Genomic DNA, 20,945 nt, shown 5'->3' on the forward strand with positions numbered 1-20,945 from the left:
CACATTACAGTTATGTGCACCCCTGCGACCTGTAGTCGCAACCATTGTCCTTGTAGGAAATGTTCACGTCGAGACACATTTCGACACTTTCCTGAATGTGCCTGAAGGGTTAGGCTGCGCGTTCATTTCGCCAGCACCCAGACAATGCTCCAACAATTTCTGCATGACTTCGGCTACTTTGCCCTTTTCCTCGGGACGTTCTTCGAAGGCGAAACCATTCTGGTACTCGCAGGCTTCCTCGCGTTCCGCGGATACATGGACATCAACCTGGTGGTAATCGTGGCGTTCTTCGGCAGCTACGCCGGCGATCAGCTGTGGTACTTCCTGGGGCGCAAGCACGGCCGCAAACTGCTGGCGCGCAAACCACGCTGGCAACTGATGGGTGATCGGGCGCTGGAGCATATCCGCAAGCACCCGGACATCTGGGTGCTGAGCTTTCGCTTCGTCTACGGCCTGCGTACGGTGATGCCCGTGGCCATCGGCCTGTCGGGTTACCCGCCGGGACGCTACCTGATACTCAATGGTATTGGTGCGGCGATCTGGGCCAGTGCCCTGGCGGCTGCCGCTTACCACTTTGGCGCGGTGCTCGAAGGCATGCTCGGCAGCGTCAAGAAGTACGAACTGTGGGTACTCGGCGCCCTGCTGGTGCTGGGCTTCTGCCTGTGGCTGCGCCGACGCTTCAAGAATGCTCGCCTTGCCAAGCAGATCTACGAAGACGATCAGCTCCTGCAAGCTGAAAAGGCCAAGAGCAGCGAACCTACGACGCCAGTCGAGTGATGCGGTTTTTGCAGCAGTAGAGACCGATACCGCTGAGCAGGCTGTAACTGAGCAGGCCGATCCAGCCCACCGCGCTGGCCGGCCATAGCCCGACCAGCGGCGCCAGCCACACCAGCGGCAGGTTCAGCGCCAGCCGCAGCAACTCCAGCTTCAACGCCTGCGGGCGATTCTCCAGGGCCACGCCCAGCACAAACAACCCCAGCGCCACCGCCCCCCAGCCCAACACCAGGGCCGCGGTCGGCAAGCTTCGCTCCAGATTCATCAGGTAGCTGCCCAGCGCGATATACAGGCAAAACTGCAGCGCGATATACACCTGCTGTCGTCCGTCCAGCGGCACCTCGAATTTGCGGAACTGACTCAGGTCCGGCTTGTTCATCGGGTACTTCGCCGCCACATCCGCCGGCCGCCAACCGGTGCGCATGAACCAGATTCGCAGCTTGTCCCACCAGCGTTCGGCGCGACTTGCATCGGCCCATAACTGCGCATAGAACTGCACATTCGCCCACAACGGATTCCAGCTCGCCAACGGTGTGGTCACGCCGAAAATCACCGGTTCGTTGTCGTCCTCTTCCTGGAACGAACCAAACAGCCGGTCCCAGACAATGAACACCCCACCGTAGTTGCGATCCATGTAGAGCGCGTTCTGCGCATGGTGCGCCCGATGGTTGGAGGGCGTGACGAAGAACCATTCGAACCAGCCGAGCTTGGGAATGTGTTTGGTGTGAACCCAGAATTGGTACAGCAGATTCAGCGCCGCGACGCTGACGAACACCATTAGCGGCACGCCGAGCACCGCCATCGGCAGGTAGAAAATCCAGCTCAGCAGGAACCCGGTGCTGGTCTGGCGCAACGCCGTGGAGAGGTTGTAGTCCTCGCTTTGGTGGTGCACCGAATGCGCCGCCCAGAGGATGTTGCGCTCATGCCCCATGCGGTGCAGCCAGTAGTAGCAGAAGTCGTAAAGGACAAAGGCGAACACCCAGACCCAAACGCTCTCGACCGACAGCTCGAACAACGCCAGATGCTTCAGCGCAAACGCGTATGTCACCAGCCCCACACCTTTGGTCAGCAAGCCGGTGGTGGTCGACAGCACGCCGGTGCTGAGGCTGTTGATCGCATCGGCCAGGCGATAATGACTCACCCCGCGCCAACGGTCCGCCAGCAGCTCGACGGCAATCAACACAAAGAAAAACGGCACCGCATACAGAATGAAGTCCATGACGCGACCTGATCGCAAACGTGATGACTGATCCTAGGTGTAGCCGTGAAATAACCCTATGGCAACGAGTGACAAATTAGTGGACATTTAACGCCATGAATCTGGAGAAGAACCCATGAGCAAAAAAGTTGCAGTGATACTTTCCGGCTGTGGCGTGTATGACGGCGCCGAGATCCATGAAAGCGTGTTGACCCTGCTGCGCCTCGACCAACGCGGTGCACAGGTGCAATGTTTCGCCCCGGATATCGCGCAATTGCATGTGATCAACCACCTGACGGGCAAAGAAATGCCTGAGTCGCGCAATGTGCTGGTGGAGTCGGCGCGCATCGCCCGCGGGCAAGTGAAAGACCTGCGCGAGGCCAACGCCGAAGACTTCGATGCGCTGATCGTGCCCGGTGGTTTTGGCTCGGCGAAGAACCTGTCCAACTTCGCCATCGAAGGCGCTGGTTGCAGCATTCAGCCAGAAGTCCTGGCGCTGGCCGAAGCCTTTGCCGAAGCCGGCAAACCGGTTGGCCTGATCTGCATCTCGCCGGCGTTGGCGGCGAAAATCTACGGCCCGGGCGTGACCTGCACCATCGGCAACGACACCGACACTGCCGCCGCCGTGACCCGAATGGGCGCGACCCATGTCGATTGCGCCGTCGGCGAGTTCATTGAAGACAAGGCCCGCAAACTGGTCAGCACCCCGGCCTATATGCTGGCGCAATCAATCAGCGAGGCGGCTTCCGGGATCAACAAGCTGGTTGATCGGGTTCTAGAGCTGACGCATGAGAATAATGCGTAACACTGACTAATGTGGGAGCGAGCTTGCTCGCGATGGGGTCAGCACATTCAACATTGATATCGGCGGTCAGGCCGCTATCGCGAGCAAGCTCGCTCCCACAGGGCTCACCGCAAGACTCAAGACTTTCGGGATAGCCGGGTGATGATCCGGTCCAGTGCATTGGCGAACGCCTGCTTCTCGCGATCGCCAAACGGCGCCGGCCCGCCGCCCATCTGGCCCTGCTCACGCAGGTCGGTGAACAGGTTACGCACCGCCAGCCGATCGCCCATGTTCTGCGCATCGAACTCCTTGCCCCGCGGATCCAGCGCCGCAACGCCTTTCTTCACCAAGCGGTCGGCCAGCGGCACATCGCTGCAAATCACCAGCTCACCCGGTACTGCGTGCTCCACCAGGTAATCGTCGGCCGCATCCGGGCCGCTCGGCACCACGATCAGCTTCACCAGGGCCAGGCCCGGCTTGATCTGCGGCTGCCCGGCGACCATCACCACCTCGAATTGGCGCTTGAGGGCGAACTTCACCACCAGGTCCTTGGCTGCCCGAGGGCAGGCGTCGGCATCGATCCAGACACGCATTGCGTTACCTCTTCCAAAAAGCATCGTGAGCAGGTTATACGCAATCCTGTGGGAGCGAGCCTGCTCGCGATTGTGAGCGCAGCGAATGCGGCTAAGAAGCCTGCACCCGCTGCTTCTCCGCCAGCCGACTACGGCTGTACAGCACGATAATCGCCAGAATCGCCGCCGCCTGCGCACCCAGCGAATAAGCGTCAGCGTGAATCCCCAGCCAGTCGAAGTCAAAGAATGGCACCGGACGAGTGCCGAAGATCCCGGCCTCCTGCAAGGCCTTGACGCCATGCCCGGCGAACACCACCGACAACGCGCAGAGCAAACCGGCGTTGATCCCGAAGAACAGCGCCAGCGGCAGTTTCGCCGAACCGCGCAGGATCACCCAGGCCAGACCGATCAACAGCACCAGCGCCGTGGCGCCACCCGCCAATACCGCGTTATGCCCGGCCGGACCGGCTTGCAGCCACAGGGTTTCGTAGAACAGCACCACTTCGAACAGCTCGCGGTAGACCGAGAAAAACGCCAGCGCCGCAAAGCCGAAACGCCCGCCGCCGCTGACCAGGCTGCTCTTGATGTAATCCTGCCAGGCCGCCGCGTGGCGACGATCATGCATCCACACCCCGAGCCAGAGCACCATGACACTGGCGAACAGCGCGGTGCAGCCTTCCAGCAGCTCGCGCTGGGCACCGCTGACATCGATCACATACGCCGCCAGCGCCCAGGTCGCCAGACCCGCCACCAGCGCCAACCCCCAACCGATGTTAACGCTGCGAATCACCGACTGCTGACCGGTGTTGCGCAAGAACGCCAGCACGGCGGCCAGCACCAGAATCGCCTCCAACCCTTCGCGCAACAGAATCAGCAGGCCGGAGATATAGCTCAGCGACCAGCTCAGGCCATCGCTGCCCAGCAGATCCGCGGACTCCTTCAACTTGGTTTTGGCAAACGCCAGCCGTTGCTCGACTTGCTCGATCGGCAGCCCGTCCTGCAACGACTGACGGTAAGCCATCAGGGATTTTTCAGTGTCTTTGCGCACCACGGTGTTGACGTTGTCCAGCGAGCTTTCGACCAGTTCGAAGCCCTCCAGGTACGCCGCTACCGAGAGGTCATAAGCCTGCTCGCGTTCGCCGCCACGGTACGCGGCCAGGCTCTTGTCGAGGGTCGTGGCGGTGTAATCGAGCAACTGCGCCGGGCCGCGCTTGACCTGCGGCGGTTGGGCGCGCTGGGCGCGGAAACTGGCGGCTGCCTGAGGGCCTTCGGCCGCCAGCACTTCCACCGGGGTCTGTCGGGCGAGGTCGGCGAGGTTGAAGTTTTTTTCACTTTTAGCCGCAGCCGGATCGGCGCTGAACGCGGCGATGTAGGTCGCCAGATCCCAGCGCTGGCGCTCATCGAGTTGATCGGCGAAGGCCGGCATGTCCGTACCTTCGATGCCCTGCCCCAACGTGCTGTAGATCGCGTACAGGCTCAGGCGGTCGAGCCGCGTGGCATCACGCAGATTGGCCGGTGGCGGCGTCAGGCCAACACCTGCAGGACCATCACCGGCGCCAGCGGTGCCATGGCACACCGAGCAGTGCTGCGCGTACAACGGCGCACCACGCGTGGGATCCGGGGTAATGATCGGTGCCTGGCTGACTTCATAGGCCACCGCCAGTTTCGCGCCCAATTGCCGCGCCTGTCGGGCCACCTCCGCACCGTCCTGACGCTGGGTCACCGCGTTGCGCAGATGGCTCACGCCCTGCTCGAGCTCGGCGCGCTCGGGTTTGGCCGGCAGCGCGGCAATCAACCCCTGCAAGACGCCGAGAAACTCCAGCTGTTCACGGTATTCGCCATCATCGATGACCTGCCCCGCCTCCACAGTCGCCGGATAATCGGCACCAATGTAATCGAGTAAGTGCAGTGCCTGTGGTGCACCTTCCACCGTGTCGGCCAGCAGATTGAAACTGCACAGGGCAAACAAAGGGAGCACCAGCCAGGCCAGGAAACGGGACGGGGCAGTCATGAATGAATCTCAATTGATAATACGAAGTAACACATTGTTCACTCTCAATGCTTCCCACTCAAGCTTTGTCGTCCACTGTTTGAGTATTCGGACACCTCCTGGATGGTGGCATCCATAGAAAAAAATGAAATTAAAAAGCCATTACGTAGCCAGTATCCGCGTTTATAATGCCGCGCCCTCGTTATTGCGATCGGGCATTTAAGCTCCTCTTTTTATGAGGAATTGGCATGGAAAGTCATCTTCCCTGTCAATTGGTTCACCCAGCCCGACCAGCACGCTCGGCTGTTTAAGTTCAGGGAAGAAGTACCCATGGCATCCCGCGCCCTCACCTCGATCGCGCTCAGCGCAGTCACTTTGCTTGCCGGTTGTTCGGCCTTTCGCAGCTACGACACGGAACTGCAGCAAACCAACCAGCAGTTGGTCAGCGGTAACGTCGATGCCGCACTGACCCTGCTGGAAAAGAACAACACAGGCGAGAACAAGGACCTGCTCTATTACTTCGAGAAAGGTGAACTGCTGCGTGCCAAGGGCGACCTGACCGGCAGCCAGTCCGCGTGGAGAAGTGCGGACAAGGTCGTCGGCACCTGGGAAGAGTCGGTCAAGCTGGACACTGACAAGTACGTGGCCCAGTTCGGCAGCTTTCTGGTCAATGACAAGGTCCGCCGCTACGAAGGGTATGACTACGAAAAAGTCATGCTGACCACGCAAATGGCCTTGAACCTGCTGGCCGTGAACGATTTCGACGGTGCCCGTACCGAAATCAAGAAGACCCACGAACGTGAAGCGGTGATTGCCGAACTGCGCGACAAGGAATACCTCAAGCGCGAGGACGAGGCCGAGAAGCAAGGCGTCAAGACTCAGTACAAGGACTTGCAGGGTTACCCGGTGGCGAGTCTCGACGCGCCTGAAGTGGTCGGCCTGAAGAACAGCTATCAGAGCGCGTTCAGCCATTACCTGGCCGGTTTCGTCTACGAAGCCCTGGGCGAAAAAGACCTGGCCGCGCCGGGCTACCGCAAAGCCGCCGAACTGCGCCCCAACACGCCGTTGCTCGAACAAGCGCTGCTGAACCTGGACAAGCCGGCCGGCAAAAGCGAAGAAAGCGACATCCTGATCGTCGTGCAAAGCGGCCTGGCGCCGAGCCGTGACTCGATCCGCATTCCGTTGCCACTGTCGATCAGCAACAACATGGTGATTACCCCGCTGTCATTCCCGGTGATCAAGCCTGACACCTCGACCGTGACGTACGCACAGATCGGTGTCGACGGCCAGCAACAGAACCTGACCCTGCTCAACAGCACCACCGCCATGTCCCGTCGCGCACTGCGTGACGATATGCCCGGGATCATCCTGCGCACCACCGTCCGCACCGTGACTCGCGCCGTGGCGCAAAAGAAGATCAACGAGACCAATCCACTGGCCGGTCTGGCCCTGGGCATTTCCTCGGCGGTGATGGAAGGGGCGGATACCCGCACCTGGCGCACCCTGCCCGACAACACCCAGGTGGTGCGCCTGCGCCTGGCCAAAGGCGAGCACCAACTGAGCCTGCCAAACGCTCTGGGTGGTTCGCGAATCACGGTCAAGGTCGATCAGCGCTACCAGGTGATCAGCCTGCGTACGGTGGGCAATCAGGTGTTCGCCAGCGGCGTCGCCGCCCACGTGATCCCAAGCGCCACCCCGCAAGTCGTGGCCAGCGTCAAACAACCTTAAGCGGAGCTTCTCCATGCGTTTCAAACTGATTGCTGTCGCCGCCCTGGCTCTGCTGGCCGGTTGCGCCACCCCGCCGCCACCTGCGCCTGGCAGTGCCGCGAGCAAAGTCGTGGTGATGAACAAGTTCAACAACATCGCCATTGGCGCGATGCGGGTCGCCCGTGAAAACGGTTTCCTGACCGTCAAGGTTGCGCTGAACAACACCAGCCACACCAACATGACGATGTACTACCGCTTCGTCTGGCTGGGCGACGACGGCTTCCCGGTGGCCGATGAGGAAAGCTGGAAAACCCTGAACCTGTATGCCGCGCAGGCCACGTTCCTGCCAGCCATTGCGCCTGTGCCCAAGGCCACTGACTTCCGCCTTGAAGTCAAAACCCCTTAAGCCTTTCCCTATTTCGTGACAGAGAGACATTCCCATGTTTGCACGCTTTTCGTTCCTCGCCGTAGTCGCCCTTCTGGCCAGCGGTTGCGCCAACAACTCGCCTGTCCTGGGCGGGAAAAACATCGGTTACGGCGACAGCAAGGCTGTTGAGCTGGTGACCAACGAGTTCGGTTCCACTGACTTGCAGATGATCGCCGAGTCCATGACCCGTTCCCTGGCCCAGTCCGGCATCTTGCAGGGCCGTCCGGTCGTGCAGGTCTACGACGTGAAGAACAAGACCAGCGAATACATCGATACCCGCGAAATCACCACCAGCATCAAGACTCAGCTGATGAAGTCCGGCACTGCCCGCTTTGCCAGCGACAACACCGCGATGCAGAGCCAGGTCGACCAGCTCAAGCTGCAAAACCAGAGCGGCCTGTACAAGAAAGGCACCGTGGCCAAGACCGGCAACATGATCGCCGCCAAATACCGCCTTGAAGGTTCGATCAGCTCGATCGTCAAGCGCAGCAGCGACTACAAGGACGTTTTCTACAAGTTCAGCCTGCAACTGATCGACGTTGAAAGCGGCCTGGCCGAGTGGATGGACGAGAAAGAGATCCGCAAAACCACGGAGCGTTAAGCAATGCGTGCATGGATTGGCATCATGGCCCTGGCCTGTGCGTTTGGCGCGCAGGCGGCCCCGAAAATCGCGGTCACCGACCTCGCCTACCAGGAGCGGGTGGAGCAGTACATCCATACCGTCTCCGCTCAGAGCAACATGCAGGTGGGCATGTACCACGCCAGCGGCTCGTCGAGCTATAACGAGATCGAGGCCAGCAGCAGCTACATCGAGCAAGGCGAGCTTCGCAAGTTCACCGGCGACATCAAGGGCGAGATCCTCAAGTCCGGGATGTTCCAGCTGGTGCAAGGCGCGCCGCACACGGCCAACTCCAAGGAAGACGTCTTTGATGTGATCAAGCGGATCAAGGCCGGTAACTACAAGGGCGCCGACTATGTGCTGTTCGGCACCCTGTCGGATATCGACTTCACCCGCGACATCACCTCGCTGGCCAACACCGACAGCTACTCGGCGATTCTCGGCCTGAACCTGGTGGCGGACTTCAGCCTGATCAACACCCGGACGTTTGAAATCACCTCGGCGTTCACCGCCATGGGTGAAGGCCAGGACACCAAGCTGGTCAACGGCAACGACGTCAAAGTGTCGCTGAACCGCCCACGGGTGGTACGTGATGTGTCCAAGTCGCTGGGTGAGGACGTGGCCCGTCAGTTGGCCGAGCAACTCGGTCGCGGCGTTCAGCAACAGCTGGGGCAAGCACCGCTACGCAATAACCTGCCGCAGGATACGGCGCCGGTCATTCTGCGCTGAGTCACCCGCGCGAAAACGAAAAAGGCGACCACAAGAGGTCGCCTTTTTTGTGCCTTGCGGGTTTTAGACCGCGGCTCTGCGAATGGTCGCCAGCAGCCCGGCTGCGCCGATGAACAGTCCGGCAAACGTGCGGTTCATCCGTCGTTGTTGCTTGGGTGTGCGCAGCAGTCGCAGCACCTTGGAGGCGAGGCCGGTGTAGCCGGCCATCACGATCAGGTCGACGCAGATCATCGTTACGCCAAGGATCAGGTACTGCGCCACCAGCGGCGCGTGCGGGTCGATGAACTGCGGCAGCACCGCCAGCATGAACACCAGTGCCTTGGGGTTGCTGACATTCACCAGGAACCCGCGAAAGACCAGCGCCAGCGGTTTGCCGATCGGCCGAATGGCCGCGTCATCGCTCATGTTGCTGGGCAGTGCGCGCCATTGCTTGACCGCCAGATACACCAGATACGCCACGCCAAACCATTTGATCGCGTAGAAGGCCGTGGCCGACGTGGCGAGGATTGCGCCCACACCGGCGGCGACAATCGCAATCTGCATCGCCAGTCCCAGTTGCAGGCCAATGGCGTTCCAGTAGCCGCGCCAGAAACCGTATTGCAAACCGCAGGACATCGACGCAATTGCACCGGCGCCCGGGGAAAGACTGATCACCCAACAGGCGGCAAAAAACGCCAGCCATGTCTCAAGCACCATCGCACACCTCGTCTCAGACTCGTTATAGACGTCTAAGCTAATGCGCTGGCCTGTGAATGACTACCGATTTTTTGCAGAAAAACGGCACTGCCGACCAGCGTTGGCGGCAGCCCGGCCTTCTTTCGAAGCCGCCCGACAACTCTTGGCCGCCGCGCCAGCGTCATAACCGAACGCTGGCAGGCCGCTAATCAGGACAGCGCTTCCAGCTCCGCCTGCATGCTTTCGAGCAGTTCCAGGGCTTCCATCCAGGTTTCTTCAAGCTCGGCTTCGCGAACCTTCAGCTTGGCCTGTTCGGCCAGCAGATCACGCAATTCGTCCTTGCGGGCAGCTTCGTAGACGGCGCTGTCGCCGAGGCTGGTTTCGATCTTCGCCAGCCTCTCGTGCAACTTGCCCAACTCGGCTTCGAGCTTGTCGGCCTCGCGCTTGTGCGGCGCCAGTTGCTGACGCAACGCAGCAGCAGCCTGACGCTGGGCTTTCTTGTCGGTCTTGTCCGGATTGACCGGCGAGTTATTCACCGGCGCATTGCGCTGGCGATAATCGACCAGCCAACGGGCGTAGTCTTCCAGATCGCCGTCGAATTCTTCGACTTTGCCATCGGCCACCAGGAAGAAGTTATCGGTGGTGCTTTTAAGCAGATGACGATCGTGGGAGACCACCAGCACTGCGCCACTGAATTCCTGCAGGGCCATGGTCAGCGCCAGGCGCATTTCCAGGTCCAGGTGGTTGGTCGGTTCGTCGAGCAGCAACAGGTTCGGCCGGCCCCAGGCAATCAACGCCAGTGCCAGACGGGCCTTTTCACCACCGGAGAAATTCAGCACCGGCTCGTCGATCCGTGCACCGCGGAAGTCGAAACCGCCGAGGAAATCGCGCAGGGTCTGCTCGCGCTCGGTCGGCGCCAGACGCTGCAAGTGCAGCAGCGGGCTGGCTTTGGAATCCAGCGAATCCAATTGGTGCTGGGCAAAGTAGCCGACCACGGTGTTTTCACCACGGGTCAACCGGCCGGACAACGGCTCGAGTTCACCGGCAAGGTTTTTGATCAGCGTCGATTTACCGGCACCGTTGGGGCCGAGCAAACCGATCCGTGCGCCAGGAGTCAGTTGCAGCTTGACCTTCTCCAGCACGGCTCGCTCGCCATAACCCAGACGGGCGTCGGAGAGGTCGATCAACGGGCTGGAGATCTTCACCGACTCGCGGAAGACGAAGTCGAACGGCGAATCGACGTGGGCGGCGGACAACTCTTCCATCCGCTCCAGCGCCTTGATCCGGCTCTGGGCCTGACGGGCCTTGGTGGCCTGGGCCTTGAAGCGGGCGATGTAGCTTTCCATGTGCGCGCGTTGCGCCTGTTGCTTCTCGTAGGCCTGTTGTTGCTGGGCCAGACGTTCGGCACGGGCACGCTCAAACGCCGAGTAGCCACCGCGATAGAGGGTAATCTTGCGCTGGTCGACGTGAGCCACGTGATCGACCACGGCGTCGAGGAAATCGCGGTCGTGGGAAATCAGCAGCAAGGTGCCGGGGTAGCTCTTGAGCCACTCTTCCAGCCAGATAATGGCGTCGAGGTCCAAGTGGTTGGTCGGTTCGTCGAGCAGCAACAGGTCCGACGGGCACATCAGCGCCTGCGCCAGGTTCAGACGCATCCGCCAGCCACCGGAGAAGTCTCCGACCTGACGATCCATCTGCTCGTTGGTGAACCCCAGGCCCGCGAGCAACTTGCGCGCCCGGGCGTCAGCGGTGTACCCGTCGGCGCTGTCGAGTTCGGCGTGCAGACGCGCCTGTGCGGCGCCGTCATGGGCGGCTTCGGCGGCGGCGAGGTCACGTTGCACCTCACGCAGGCGCAAGTCGCCATCGAGCACGTAGTCGACCGCCAGGCGCTCGAGCGTGTCGACCTCCTGACGCATGTGGGCGATACGCCAATCGGCCGGCAGGAAGCAGTCGCCCGAGTCCGGGTGAAGTTCACCCCGCAACAAGGCAAACAGGCTGGATTTGCCGGCGCCGTTGGCACCGATCAGGCCGGCTTTGTGACCGGCGTGCAGGGTCAGCTCGGCGTCTTCTAGCAGACGTTGCGGGCCACGTTGTAAAGTCAGGTTCTGAAGTCGAATCATAATGGCGGCGGAGTCTACCAGCTTCGCTCGCAACTGGCGCGAGTAGCACTATGTCCTCTGACCTGTGGAGCTTTTCCCTGACCCTCTACACCCGACCGGGTGTTGAGGACGCCTGCCTGAAGCTGCAAGCAGCCGGCGCCGATGTTTGCCTGTTGTTGTGCGCCGCCTGGCTCGGACAGCGCGGTGTGAGATGCAACGCGCAACGCCTGCAACAGCTCCAGCACCTGGCCGGACCGTGGCATACGGAAGTCGTGCAACCGCTTCGACAACTGCGTACGCAATGGAAAGCCGCTGCCCTCGACGACGAGGAACTGAACACGTTACGCACGCAAGTCAAAGCGCTGGAGCTGGAAGCCGAACGGCAACTGTTGTCACGTCTGGAAAATGCGGCGCAAGCATGGCCGCAGGGCCAAGCCAAAGACCTGGCCGTGTGGCTGGAAGGATTGGCGGCGAGCGCCGCCAACCTGAACCGCGACGCGCTGAATCAGCTGCGCGTCGCGGTGACCGGCTCTTAGGAAGCGCTGGTCGGGGTGTTGGTAGTGCTTGCAGCCGCTGCCGGTGCAGGCGAAACGGCTGGCGTGCTCGCGGATGGAGCAGGTGAAGCCGCCGGTGCAGGCGTCGCAGGCTTGGCAGCCACGGGGGCGGTTGCCGGCTTGGCGGCGGCTGGTTTAGCGGCAGCAGGTTTGGCCACGACTGGCTTTTTCACCGCCGGCTTGGCTGCTGGTTTGGCAGCAGATGTTGCAGGCTTGGCAGCAGCCGGTTTGGCAGCGCTGGACGTTGCTGGCTTGGCAGCAACGGCGGGTTTAGCTGCGGGCTTGGCCGGCGCTTTGGCAGCTGCGGGTTTGGCCGCTGGCTTGGCGGCAGGTTTTGCAGCAACCGGTTTAGCAGCTGGCTTGGCAGCCGGTTTCACCGCAGCGGTTTTTGCAGCTGGTTTGGCAGCCGGTTTCGCAGCAGCAGTTTTTGCAGCTGGCTTCGCGGCGGCAGTTTTCGCTACTGCAGGTTTGGCGGCGGCAGTTTTAGCAGCTGGTTTGGCTGCTGGTTTAGCGGCAGCTGGTTTGGCAGCGGTCGGCTTGGCAGCCGGTTTGGCAGCACTGGCAGCGACTGGTTTTTTCGCGGCAGGTTTGGCGGCGGCTTTCGCTGGAGCCTTGGCCGGTGCTTTTGCAGCTGCCGGTTTGGCAGCCGGTTTTTTCGCGGCGCCAGCAGCGGCGGCTGGCTTGGCCGAACGCAGGGTCAGCGTTTTGCCGACGGCCTCTTTCACGCGACCAATACCCTGGGCCAGTTTCAGGCTTTCCTGGGCATCGCGCTTGAGTTGCAGAATGTAGCTGCGAGTCTCGGACTGACGCTCCTTGAGCGCGTCCAGCAGGTCTTCAAGTTCTTGAACCGCATCTTTGGCCTTGGCTTGTGCCTTGGCTTTGCCGGCCGCCGCAGCGTCCTGCAATTTGGTGCGAGATTTGTGCAATTTTTCCTGTGCTTTTCCGCGCTGCTTTTCCAGTTTGGCGAGCAGTTTTTCAGCATCAGCCAAGGCTTGGGAACAAGCGTTTTCCAAATGCTCGAGCAAGCTGCCCGAGAGCTGATGGAGTAAGTGCAACGGAGTATTTACAGGCTTCTTATTGGCCGACATGGTTTACCTCCTGGCTGACGTGAGTGCGGCTCATACTAGACCTCTGCTGCTACCGCCGCTAGGGCATGTTGACAGTATCGAGTGCCGGGCGTTGCAGCGATTTGAAAATGTTCTGCGCACACTTAAAAGCAGTTCACCGGTCACGGCATTCTCACTGGCATAATCCCCCCCATCTCAGGCTGGAGAGTGCCCATGTCGCGTTACCTTTTTTTACCCTTGTGCGTGTTTTTTTCAATGGCTCAAGCCGCAGAAAAAACCACCGAAACCGACGCCCATGATCTCGCCTACAGCCTCGGTGCCAGTCTGGGTGAACGGCTGCGCCTGGAGGCTCCCGATCTGCAAATCCAGGCACTGGTGGAGGGATTGCAACAAGCCTATCAAGGCAAGCCACTGGCGCTGAAAGATCAGCAAATCGAGCAAATACTCGCCGAGCACGAAGCGCAAATGGCCGAGCAGCCTGCCGTACCGCAAAGCGAAGTTGCCTTGGACAAGGAGCAACGTTTCCTCACGGCCGAGAAAGCAAAACCCGGAGTTCGCGAACTGGCGGATGGCATCCTGCTGACCGAACTGGTCGCGGGCAACGGCGCCAAGGCCGGGCCCAATGGCAAGGTGCAGGTTCGCTACATTGGCAAGCTGCCCGACGGCACGGTGTTCGATCAGAACAGCCAGGCACAATGGTTCAGCCTCGACAGCGTGATCAGTGGCTGGCGCAGTGCATTGCAACAGATGCCGGTGGGTGCGAAATGGCGCTTGGTGATTCCATCCGCGCAAGCCTACGGTGCCGATGGCGCGGGGGACCTGATTGCACCGTTCACGCCTCTGGTATTTGAAATAGAACTGCTTGGCGCGACGGGCTGAGCAGGCGCCCAAACGAAAAACGGTGCGCAGTGCGCACCGTTTCAGAGATCGTTTATATCGAGGAGAAACTCAGGCTTGCTCTGGAGCTTCTGCCTTGTGGGCCGTGTGCAGCACTTCGATCAGGCAATCTTCCAGTTCGAAGCGCTCGTGCAACAGACCACCAAGCTCCTGGAATTTCTCGGCAACGCACTTGCCTTCATCGCAGAGATCGTTGAACGCCAGCAGCTTCTCGGTGATCACGTCGATGCGCGGGTAAATGGTTTCAGCCAATTCAAGCCCGCGTGTATCACCGAACGCCTTGGCTTCGCCCGTCAGTTGTTCGTAGATTTCGAAGTGACCGGCAGAGACGTAATCGACCAGGACACCACAGAACTCCTGCAACGGCTTGCGGTTTTCGCCCAGAGTCTCGGGCTTGGCGCCGAGAGCATCATAGGCCCGAACCAGTTCGTGACGCTCCTGCAACCAACGATCGATCAGCAGATGCACTCCACCCCAGCGTTCCTGAGCATTCTGACAACTTTCGAGCATGGTGATCTCTCTTCCCTTATGGGTAATGCCGCCCGCACTCGCCGCAAGACTTGAAATCAAGGTTTGGCCAGGCAGAGCACCATCGAGCAACAATTCCAATGATACGTGCGGGCCAGATTATGCCCGCACGCCAACAGCTTCAAGGTACGCAGGAGATAAAGTTCATACAAGTGTTTAATCACCCACCCTGCCCCGGTGCGACGACCCGTCGCTGGGTGGTCGCTGATATGCATACCAGACCAGCCGCACCATCTGATAAGCCCCGAGAATCGTCACTCCGACAAAAAACAACAGACTCCATTCGGGAATACTCAGGTCGAACAGCGTCCAGGAAATTTCCGCGCAGTCAGCCGCTCCGCTGAATACCCGCTCAACAACACACTGCCAGGGCATGTTGGTGAACAGGCCTTCCAGACCGGGAGAACATCCCGACACGTGTTGAACCGAATCGCTTTGCAATACCACCTGGCGCCACGCTGTCACCATTCCCGCCAGGCTGCAGAACAGACCGAGCAGCCAATAAAGTAAACAGCCCAGACGCTTGGGCCCGTGCAGCGCGGCAATCAGGCAGGCCATCGTGAACAGGGCCAGAAAAAGCCGCTGTAACAGGCACAGTCCGCACGGTTTGAGCCCGATAGAGAATTCCAGATAGTACGAAGCGCCCAAGGCCAGGGCGCCCGCTATGAAAGCCATGAAAAACAAGGAACGTGTGCAGGCCAAAGACATGGCTTATCCGTAACAGAAGAGACAGGCAGTTACGGTAGAGGAAAGCCCTCTGGCCTTTCAAGGCAAGGCAGTGCGGAGACTTCACCAAAGATGTAGGGAATTCCCGACAGAAGAGACAGGACCAAATGTAGTCCCTTGTAAGACGCTGCCTATACCCGGCATGACGAGGAAGAATTTTACGGTATTCAAACGCCGGGGCGCCCGTTCGGGCGACCCGGTCGTCCAGCACCTTACGCGCGGGCAGGCACCGGCAAAGGCGAGGCCAGCAGGCGCTTGCCCAGCAGCCCCAGGCCTTCCTGGAAGAGCTGATTGCTGCGCTCGGTGTCACCCAACTGAGCCAGCAGACGTGCGAGCTCGGCACAGGCCTCGGGGTTGCGCTGAACCCGCAGGCTGCTTTCCAGATAGTCCCGCGCCTTGCCCCACAGGCTGCTTTGCAAACACAACCGTCCCAGGGTCAGCAGCAAGCTTGGGTCGCCAGGATGGTCCTTCAACCAACCCTCGGCCGCGTGCAGTTGCCGCGCCGGGTCGCTGCCGCGCAGCAAGCCGTACAGCCGCGCCAGATGGCTGTCATATTTACGCTTGAGCGCTCCGCGCAAAACCTCTTCTGCCTCGACCTCAGCCCCCAGTTGCCGCAACTGTTCGGCATAGGCAAGCACCAGTTGCGGTTCTTGGCGCTGAGCGGACGTCAGCTGTTGCCAGGCGCGATTGAGTGCCTGCAATCCAACCGCACCGTCTTCCTCCCGGCGAGCTGCCAGGGTGAGGTTTTCACCCCAGGCACGACGCTCCAGCTCTGCCAGCTCGCTGGCCGGCAGAACCTTGTCCTTGCGCAATTCCGGTAACAGGCGAATGACCGCCGACCAGTCGCCACGCTGTTGATGCAAACGTTGCAACTGACGCAACACCTGAACGCTGTGCGGATGACGCTCGTGCATGGCCTGAAGAGTTGTCAGCGCACCGTCGGTATCGCCACGATCGGTTTGCAACTGCGCGTGACTCAAGGCAATCGCCAACTCGGCCTGAGGCTGACGCTCCAGCGCACGCTCCAGCAAGCTGTCGCTTTCGTCATAGTGCCCCTGCTCGTTCGCCGCTCGTGCAGCCCCCAGGTAGTAGAGCAGCGGCTGGCGTTCGGCTTCAGCGGCGCGAGACAAATGACGCTGGGCGCTGGCCCAACGGCCTTCAGCCAGGTCCAGCTGACCATGCTCGATCGCCACTTGCACACGACGACTGCGATTGCGGTTCGACCAAGGGTTGACCACACCGCTGGACGTGGCCACCAACTCGATCAGCATCTTGATGCCCCATAGCACCAGCCAGATCACCGCCACCAGTGCCAGCGTCGCCCACAGGCTCGATTCGTAGCGGAAGGTCTTGTAGGCGATCAGCACGTAACCCGAGTGCTGGGCGATGGCCAGCCCCAACCCACCGGCAGCGGCGATGAGCAAAAACACAATCACATAAAGTCGCTTCATGGGCTGGTCACCGGCGTAGTGCTCGCGGCAGGTTTCACCGAGTCCTCGGCACTGACGTTACGCCGCTCCAGGTACGCCTGCACCGTGCTCAGGGTGGTTGCCAGGTCAGGCGTGATGACCGTTACCGGTTGCTTGCTCAACACGGCAACCTGCTCAAGCATCACTTTGCTTTGCGGGTTGTCCTGATTGAAGCTGCCCTTGAGCACATCCCGCGCTTCCGTCAGCGCCTGGGTATACACCGGCGCCTGGCCGTTGAGCGCAGCCCACTGCGCTTGCTCAAGCGCCAGGCTCAGCGCCAGACGGACCTGGGTCAGGCTTTGCCCGGCGAGCAATGGACGAATGTTTTTATCGGCGTTGAAATCGATGCGAATGTAGCGCGAAATCTGGTCCCACCATTGCGCCCAGCGACTGGCGCCATCGCCATCGGAGGTCAGGGCCGAGAGCGAATCGCGCTCATGAAACTCCGGGGCAAGTTCGCTGAGTTCAGCCACCTGATCACGCAAGGCTCCCAGTTGCAGGAACAATCCGGTGCGATCCGGTTGCTCGGTACTGCGCAGCGCAGCAAGACTTTTCGCAATCTGCTCGCGGGCGGCGAAAGAGCCCGGATCATTCTGCTCGCGAAGGATTTCATCGGCACCTTGCACCAGAGCCTGAGCGCTACTGATGTCCTGCAAGGCAGACAGACGCAAGCTGGCCAGACGCAGCAGGTGCTCGGCCTCGGCCAAACGCCAGTCCTTGCGGCTGGCGCCCAGAACCGTTTCCAGACGCTGATTCAAGCGTTGCTGGTCGCCCTGCAACTGGACAACCAGGCGTCGTCGGTCTTCCAGTTCATTGGCTGGCGGTAATTGCTCAAGTCGGGCTGTCAGGCGCTGCTCATTGAGCTTGAAGCTTTGTGCCTGATCGTTCAGGGCCTGCAATTGCCCCAGCTGTTGCTGATTGTTGGCTTGCAGGCTACGCACCTGCCAGATCCCCCAACCGCCAGCGGCAACCCCCGCGGCACCCAGCAACATTGCCAGGATCACCAGCCCGTTGCCACGACGCGGCTCAGGGCTCTTTACAGTTTCAACCGACGCATCGAGCGCTGGCTGGACGTTATCTTTTGGCAAGGCTGTTTCGCTCACGTATCCATCCTTTGCATTAGAGAACGGGCCGGGTTTCCCGCAACGCCGTTAGCAAAGCCGCGGCACTGGCGCCACGACAATCCACAACTGTTTGGGCGCCGGCGGCCAGCGCCATCTCGGCTACCCGAGGGCTTGGAACAAACAAAGGCAACCGCGCCAACTCAGGCCAGGCACTGCCCGCCAATTGGCGCAGGTGCTCAAATCCCTGCCCACTGCTGACCACTACGCCGTTCAAGCGTTCCGCGTAAATCCGCTCAGGCAATGCCCCCTCGGCATACCGCGGCAAGCCGCGACGGTACAACTCCAGATAATCGACACTAGCACCTTGCTCGCGCAAACGCTCCGCGAGCAGCTCACGTCCACCCTCTCCGCGCATGATCAGCACACGGGCATCGGGCCGGGCGATAGCCTCGCGCAACGGCGTCAGCTCAAGCAACGCTTCGCTGTCATCGCCTTCCACCGGAAAGCTCGCGTCCAACCCATGATCCTTGAGGATCTGCGCAGTCGCCGCCCCCACGCTGAACCATTTCAAGCGCAGTGATTGCGAGCAGTACCGATCAAGCAGATCCACACCGATTCGGGCGGCCGGCTTACTGACCACGATGACCGCACAATAGCGATCCATACCCTGGATCACCTGGCGCATTGTCTCAGAGACAGGAATCGGCTCTATCTCCAAAAGCGGCAAGCTGCTGCTGAAAATCCCCTTTTCGGCAAGAATATCGGTCAGCATCGCCGAATCATCCGCGGGACGCGTCAACAGCAGGCGCCACCCCGTCACTCGTGACCTGCCTCGCCATAGACCGACTTCAGAATATCGTTGGCGCCCTGGCCAAGAAGGTCTTCGGCAACTCGTACACCCAAGGCTGCGGCATCGCTGCGTGGCGCACGACCCTCGGCACGGAGCAACAGCCCCCCCTTCGGATCGCCCACCAGGCCGCGCAGCCAGATCTGCTCGCCTTCAAGCACCGCATAGCACGCGATCGGCACCTGACAGCCACCGTTCAAATGCTTGTTCAGCGCACGCTCGGCAGTGACCCGCGTGGCGGTGTCCTGATGATGCAGAGGGGCAAGCAAGGCATGAATGTCGTTGTCGGCGCTGCGGCATTCGATACCGACTGCACCTTGGCCTCCTGCTGGAAGACTGTCATCGACACTGATCGATGAGCTGATGCGATCTTCAAAGCCCAGGCGAATCAAACCGGCTGCTGCAAGGATGATTGCGTCGTACTCACCGGCGTCGAGCTTGGCCAGCCGAGTGTTGACGTTGCCGCGCAGAAAGCGGATTTGCAGGTCCGGGCGACGGGTCAGCAGTTGTGCCTGGCGACGCAGGCTGGAGGTGCCGACCACGCTGCCCTGAGGCAACTCGTCGAGGCTTGCATAGGTGTTGGAAACAAAGGCGTCACGCGGGTCTTCGCGTTCGCAGATGCAAAACAGACCGAGGCCTTCGGGGAAGTCCATCGGCACGTCTTTCATAGAGTGCACGGCAATGTCGGCTTCGTTTTCGAGCAGCGCGGTTTCCAGCTCTTTGACGAACAGGCCCTTGCCGCCGATTTTCGACAGCGGCGAATCGAGCAGCTTGTCGCCGCGACTGACCATAGGCACCAGCGTCACGACCAGGCCCGGGTGGGCTTGCTCCAGACGAGCTTTGACGTATTCGGCCTGCCACAAGGCCAAGGCACTTTTGCGGGTAGCGATGCGGATTTCGCGAGGGGACATGGATCAATCCGTACTGAATAGATACAGCGGATAATAACAGCTCAGGCAAATCCGCTTTGACTTGTATCAGAAACAGCGCAGCCTCCCTGCCTCACCTGTCCGGTAAAGGAGAGTGAAATCCGTGCGCGAACAGCGGACTAAAGCTGTTGCATCATCTTGCGCACACCCGCGACATGACGTCGGCTAACAATCAGCGCATCACCGTTGAGGCCTTTGAGAAAAAGCTGGAAATGCCCGAGTGGCGTGCGTTGCAGCCGTTCGATACGTTCGCGGGCCACCAGTGCATTGCGGTGAATACGTACGAACCGGTCGCCAAATTCGTCTTCAAGGGCTTTCAATGGCTCGTCCAGCAGAACCTCGCCACCTTCGTGGCGCAAGGTCACATATTTGTGGTCGGCGATGAAATAGACCACTTGAGCCAACGGGATCAGCTCGATGCCTTTGCGGGTTCGCGCACTGATATGGCTGCGTGGGCCACTGCCGGTTTCTGCCGCCGGCCGAGTCAGCGCCGCGAGCTGGACGCGGTTCGGGCGCTCGGCTTTTTTCAGGGCGTCGAGCAACTGCTCCGACCGCACCGGTTTCGCCAGGTAGCCCACCGCGCTGGCCTGCAGGGCGTCCAGGGCAAATTCATCCTGGGCCGTACAAAACACCACCGCCGGTGGCGTCTCGCGTTCGCACAACCTTGCGGCGACTTGCAAGCCGTCGAGGCCAGGCATGCGGATGTCGAGCAGCACGATATCGGGCTTCAGGCTGTCGATCAGGGTCAATGCCTCATCGCCATTGGTGGCGCTGGGCTCCAGGACACTGTAACCCTCGAGTTCGCCGACCATACGGCTCAGGCGCTCGCGGGCTTGGGGTTCGTCATCAACGATCAGGACATTCATATTGCGCTGGATTCCTGCGTGAGTCTCGCACAAGGATAGCGTAGACAGGTGAAGTGACATCCGTCACCGCGATCCACGCTAAGACTAGCGCGAGCGCCAAAAAGTGCCGTACGTCGGGTTGCAATATTTATCGGTGCCTGCGCAGTTCCATTCGAAGCCAGCCGCGACGTGGCGTCACCGTAGGGATTGCTGCTACACAATATGAACACCCCTCTTCTCTTATAGCCGGCTTCGACACTGACGTCGCACGCTTCGAGGAGACTCAGCACACGATCGACAATTGCGCTGACCCTCACGTCCAACTGTAGACGCTTGCCGCGATGACAGGGCCCATTTGACAAATATCGTTGCGTAAACGCGGCAGCGACTCGATTGAGTATGGCCGGTCAAATAAGAAAAAAACGTAGCTACCAGTGTCACCGAC

21 protein-coding genes and 1 pseudogene are annotated in these 20,945 nt (G+C 60.5%); 8 read left to right on the plus strand and 14 right to left on the minus strand.

What is annotated here, in order from left to right; translation table 11 throughout:
• The first annotated feature begins 144 nt into the window (after positions 1-144).
• A complete protein-coding gene (locus tag AC1DIH_RS09720) occupies positions 145-777 on the plus strand; it encodes a DedA family protein (protein ID WP_054594590.1) in 633 nt (210 codons plus the stop codon).
• Here the strand turns inward: AC1DIH_RS09720 and AC1DIH_RS09725 are convergent.
• A complete protein-coding gene (locus AC1DIH_RS09725; protein WP_477771520.1) occupies positions 758-1,993 on the minus strand; it encodes a sterol desaturase family protein in 1,236 nt (411 codons plus the stop codon). The two genes, AC1DIH_RS09720 and AC1DIH_RS09725, sit on opposite strands and share 20 nt — an antisense overlap.
• Before the next feature lie 115 nt (positions 1,994-2,108).
• Here AC1DIH_RS09725 and elbB point away from each other — a divergent pair, with 115 nt between their 5' ends.
• The gene (elbB, locus tag AC1DIH_RS09730; protein ID WP_477771521.1) at positions 2,109-2,777 is read left to right on the plus strand and encodes an isoprenoid biosynthesis glyoxalase ElbB; all 669 of its coding nucleotides are present in this window, start codon (positions 2,109-2,111) and stop codon (positions 2,775-2,777) included.
• Positions 2,778-2,893: 116 nt separating this feature from the next.
• Here the strand turns inward: elbB and AC1DIH_RS09735 are convergent, their stop codons facing one another.
• Together AC1DIH_RS09735 and AC1DIH_RS09740 are read right to left on the minus strand one after the other, a co-directional pair.
• Entirely contained in the window at positions 2,894-3,349 is a 456-nt protein-coding gene (locus AC1DIH_RS09735) for a YaiI/YqxD family protein (RefSeq protein WP_477771522.1), read from the minus strand.
• A 91-nt stretch (positions 3,350-3,440) separates the two neighbouring features.
• Positions 3,441-5,339, minus strand: a complete 1,899-nt coding sequence (locus AC1DIH_RS09740; protein WP_477771523.1) for an FTR1 family protein — start codon at positions 5,337-5,339, stop codon at positions 3,441-3,443.
• Between the two features lie 309 nt (positions 5,340-5,648).
• On the opposite strand from AC1DIH_RS09740, the gene AC1DIH_RS09745 reads away from it, so the two are divergent.
• The 4 genes from AC1DIH_RS09745 to AC1DIH_RS09760 are packed head-to-tail and all read left to right on the plus strand — an operon-like array spanning position 5,649 to position 8,800.
• Entirely contained in the window at positions 5,649-7,046 is a 1,398-nt protein-coding gene (locus AC1DIH_RS09745) for a COG3014 family protein (protein ID WP_477771524.1), read from the plus strand.
• A gap of 13 nt (positions 7,047-7,059) precedes the next feature.
• Entirely contained in the window at positions 7,060-7,431 is a 372-nt protein-coding gene (locus AC1DIH_RS09750; protein WP_054594595.1) for a YcfL family putative periplasmic lipoprotein, read from the plus strand.
• 34 nt (positions 7,432-7,465) lie between these two features.
• Entirely contained in the window at positions 7,466-8,053 is a 588-nt protein-coding gene (gene lpoB / locus AC1DIH_RS09755; protein WP_054594596.1) for a penicillin-binding protein activator LpoB, read from the plus strand.
• A 3-nt stretch (positions 8,054-8,056) separates the two neighbouring features.
• Positions 8,057-8,800: a penicillin-binding protein activator LpoB gene (locus tag AC1DIH_RS09760; RefSeq protein WP_477771525.1), complete on the plus strand. Its 744-nt coding sequence runs from the start codon at positions 8,057-8,059 to the stop codon at positions 8,798-8,800.
• Positions 8,801-8,863: 63 nt separating this feature from the next.
• Here the strand turns inward: AC1DIH_RS09760 and AC1DIH_RS09765 are convergent, their stop codons facing one another.
• Both AC1DIH_RS09765 and AC1DIH_RS09770 read right to left on the minus strand, forming a co-directional pair.
• Entirely contained in the window at positions 8,864-9,496 is a 633-nt protein-coding gene (locus AC1DIH_RS09765) for a LysE family transporter (protein ID WP_477771526.1), read from the minus strand.
• 188 nt (positions 9,497-9,684) lie between these two features.
• Positions 9,685-11,595 (minus strand): ATP-binding cassette domain-containing protein, encoded by a 1,911-nt coding sequence (locus AC1DIH_RS09770; protein WP_477771527.1) that lies wholly within the window; start codon positions 11,593-11,595, stop codon positions 9,685-9,687.
• A 50-nt stretch (positions 11,596-11,645) separates the two neighbouring features.
• Between AC1DIH_RS09770 and AC1DIH_RS09775 the strand changes: the two genes are divergently transcribed.
• Positions 11,646-12,110 carry a TIGR02444 family protein gene (locus AC1DIH_RS09775; protein ID WP_477771528.1) on the plus strand — a complete coding sequence of 155 codons (465 nt, stop codon included), beginning with the start codon at positions 11,646-11,648 and terminating at the stop codon, positions 12,108-12,110.
• Here AC1DIH_RS09775 and AC1DIH_RS09780 read toward each other — a convergent pair.
• Positions 12,107-13,216 (minus strand): AlgP family protein, encoded by a 1,110-nt coding sequence (locus AC1DIH_RS09780; protein WP_477771529.1) that lies wholly within the window; start codon positions 13,214-13,216, stop codon positions 12,107-12,109. The genes AC1DIH_RS09775 and AC1DIH_RS09780 overlap by 4 nt on opposite strands.
• Before the next feature lie 192 nt (positions 13,217-13,408).
• Between AC1DIH_RS09780 and AC1DIH_RS09785 the strand changes: the two genes are divergently transcribed.
• Positions 13,409-14,074, plus strand: coding sequence for an FKBP-type peptidyl-prolyl cis-trans isomerase (locus tag AC1DIH_RS09785; protein ID WP_477767564.1), 666 nt, complete (start codon positions 13,409-13,411; stop codon positions 14,072-14,074).
• Positions 14,075-14,143: 69 nt separating this feature from the next.
• Here the strand turns inward: AC1DIH_RS09785 and rsd are convergent, their stop codons facing one another.
• From rsd to AC1DIH_RS09825, 8 genes and pseudogenes are all read right to left on the minus strand, one after another.
• Positions 14,144-14,602, minus strand: a complete 459-nt coding sequence (rsd, locus tag AC1DIH_RS09790) for a sigma D regulator (protein ID WP_477771530.1) — start codon at positions 14,600-14,602, stop codon at positions 14,144-14,146.
• Between the two features lie 174 nt (positions 14,603-14,776).
• A complete protein-coding gene (locus tag AC1DIH_RS09795) occupies positions 14,777-15,328 on the minus strand; it encodes a disulfide bond formation protein B (RefSeq protein ID WP_477771531.1) in 552 nt (183 codons plus the stop codon).
• A 230-nt stretch (positions 15,329-15,558) separates the two neighbouring features.
• The gene (locus AC1DIH_RS09800; RefSeq protein WP_477771532.1) at positions 15,559-16,797 is read right to left on the minus strand and encodes a heme biosynthesis HemY N-terminal domain-containing protein; all 1,239 of its coding nucleotides are present in this window, start codon (positions 16,795-16,797) and stop codon (positions 15,559-15,561) included.
• A complete protein-coding gene (locus AC1DIH_RS09805; RefSeq protein WP_477771533.1) occupies positions 16,794-17,918 on the minus strand; it encodes a uroporphyrinogen-III C-methyltransferase in 1,125 nt (374 codons plus the stop codon). The genes AC1DIH_RS09800 and AC1DIH_RS09805 overlap by 4 nt, the downstream gene beginning before the upstream one ends.
• Positions 17,919-17,934: 16 nt before the next feature.
• Positions 17,935-18,699 (minus strand): uroporphyrinogen-III synthase, encoded by a 765-nt coding sequence (locus AC1DIH_RS09810; RefSeq protein ID WP_477771534.1) that lies wholly within the window; start codon positions 18,697-18,699, stop codon positions 17,935-17,937.
• Entirely contained in the window at positions 18,696-19,637 is a 942-nt protein-coding gene (gene hemC, locus AC1DIH_RS09815; protein ID WP_427538827.1) for a hydroxymethylbilane synthase, read from the minus strand. Before hemC ends, AC1DIH_RS09810 begins: the two co-directional genes overlap by 4 nt.
• Before the next feature lie 137 nt (positions 19,638-19,774).
• On the minus strand, positions 19,775-20,521 hold the full coding sequence (locus tag AC1DIH_RS09820; RefSeq protein ID WP_123581046.1) for a LytR/AlgR family response regulator transcription factor: 747 nt from the start codon (positions 20,519-20,521) through the stop codon (positions 19,775-19,777).
• Positions 20,518-20,766, minus strand: a pseudogene (locus tag AC1DIH_RS09825) (sensor histidine kinase); the annotation flags it as partial. The pseudogene AC1DIH_RS09825 and the gene AC1DIH_RS09820, both read right to left, overlap by 4 nt.
• Between the last annotated feature and the right edge of the window lie 179 nt (positions 20,767-20,945).

This window comes from Pseudomonas sp. 05N36, assembly GCF_056397385.1.

Coding starts and splice junctions, on each gene's coding strand:
- AC1DIH_RS09765 (WP_477771526.1), bottom strand. CDS start 9,496: ATGGTGCTTGAGACATGGCTGGCGTTTTTTGCCGCCTGTTGGGTGATC.
- AC1DIH_RS09780 (WP_477771529.1), bottom strand. CDS start 13,216: ATGTCGGCCAATAAGAAGCCTGTAAATACTCCGTTGCACTTACTCCAT.
- rsd (WP_477771530.1), bottom strand. CDS start 14,602: ATGCTCGAAAGTTGTCAGAATGCTCAGGAACGCTGGGGTGGAGTGCAT.
- AC1DIH_RS09725 (WP_477771520.1), bottom strand. CDS start 1,993: ATGGACTTCATTCTGTATGCGGTGCCGTTTTTCTTTGTGTTGATTGCC.
- AC1DIH_RS09795 (WP_477771531.1), bottom strand. CDS start 15,328: ATGTCTTTGGCCTGCACACGTTCCTTGTTTTTCATGGCTTTCATAGCG.
- AC1DIH_RS09740 (WP_477771523.1), bottom strand. CDS start 5,339: ATGACTGCCCCGTCCCGTTTCCTGGCCTGGCTGGTGCTCCCTTTGTTT.
- AC1DIH_RS09760 (WP_477771525.1), top strand. CDS start 8,057: ATGCGTGCATGGATTGGCATCATGGCCCTGGCCTGTGCGTTTGGCGCG.
- AC1DIH_RS09785 (WP_477767564.1), top strand. CDS start 13,409: ATGTCGCGTTACCTTTTTTTACCCTTGTGCGTGTTTTTTTCAATGGCT.
- AC1DIH_RS09745 (WP_477771524.1), top strand. CDS start 5,649: ATGGCATCCCGCGCCCTCACCTCGATCGCGCTCAGCGCAGTCACTTTG.
- AC1DIH_RS09770 (WP_477771527.1), bottom strand. CDS start 11,595: ATGATTCGACTTCAGAACCTGACTTTACAACGTGGCCCGCAACGTCTG.
- hemC (WP_427538827.1), bottom strand. CDS start 19,637: ATGTCCCCTCGCGAAATCCGCATCGCTACCCGCAAAAGTGCCTTGGCC.
- elbB (WP_477771521.1), top strand. CDS start 2,109: ATGAGCAAAAAAGTTGCAGTGATACTTTCCGGCTGTGGCGTGTATGAC.
- AC1DIH_RS09820 (WP_123581046.1), bottom strand. CDS start 20,521: ATGAATGTCCTGATCGTTGATGACGAACCCCAAGCCCGCGAGCGCCTG.
- lpoB (WP_054594596.1), top strand. CDS start 7,466: ATGTTTGCACGCTTTTCGTTCCTCGCCGTAGTCGCCCTTCTGGCCAGC.
- AC1DIH_RS09775 (WP_477771528.1), top strand. CDS start 11,646: ATGTCCTCTGACCTGTGGAGCTTTTCCCTGACCCTCTACACCCGACCG.
- AC1DIH_RS09720 (WP_054594590.1), top strand. CDS start 145: ATGCTCCAACAATTTCTGCATGACTTCGGCTACTTTGCCCTTTTCCTC.
- AC1DIH_RS09735 (WP_477771522.1), bottom strand. CDS start 3,349: ATGCGTGTCTGGATCGATGCCGACGCCTGCCCTCGGGCAGCCAAGGAC.
- AC1DIH_RS09800 (WP_477771532.1), bottom strand. CDS start 16,797: ATGAAGCGACTTTATGTGATTGTGTTTTTGCTCATCGCCGCTGCCGGT.
- AC1DIH_RS09750 (WP_054594595.1), top strand. CDS start 7,060: ATGCGTTTCAAACTGATTGCTGTCGCCGCCCTGGCTCTGCTGGCCGGT.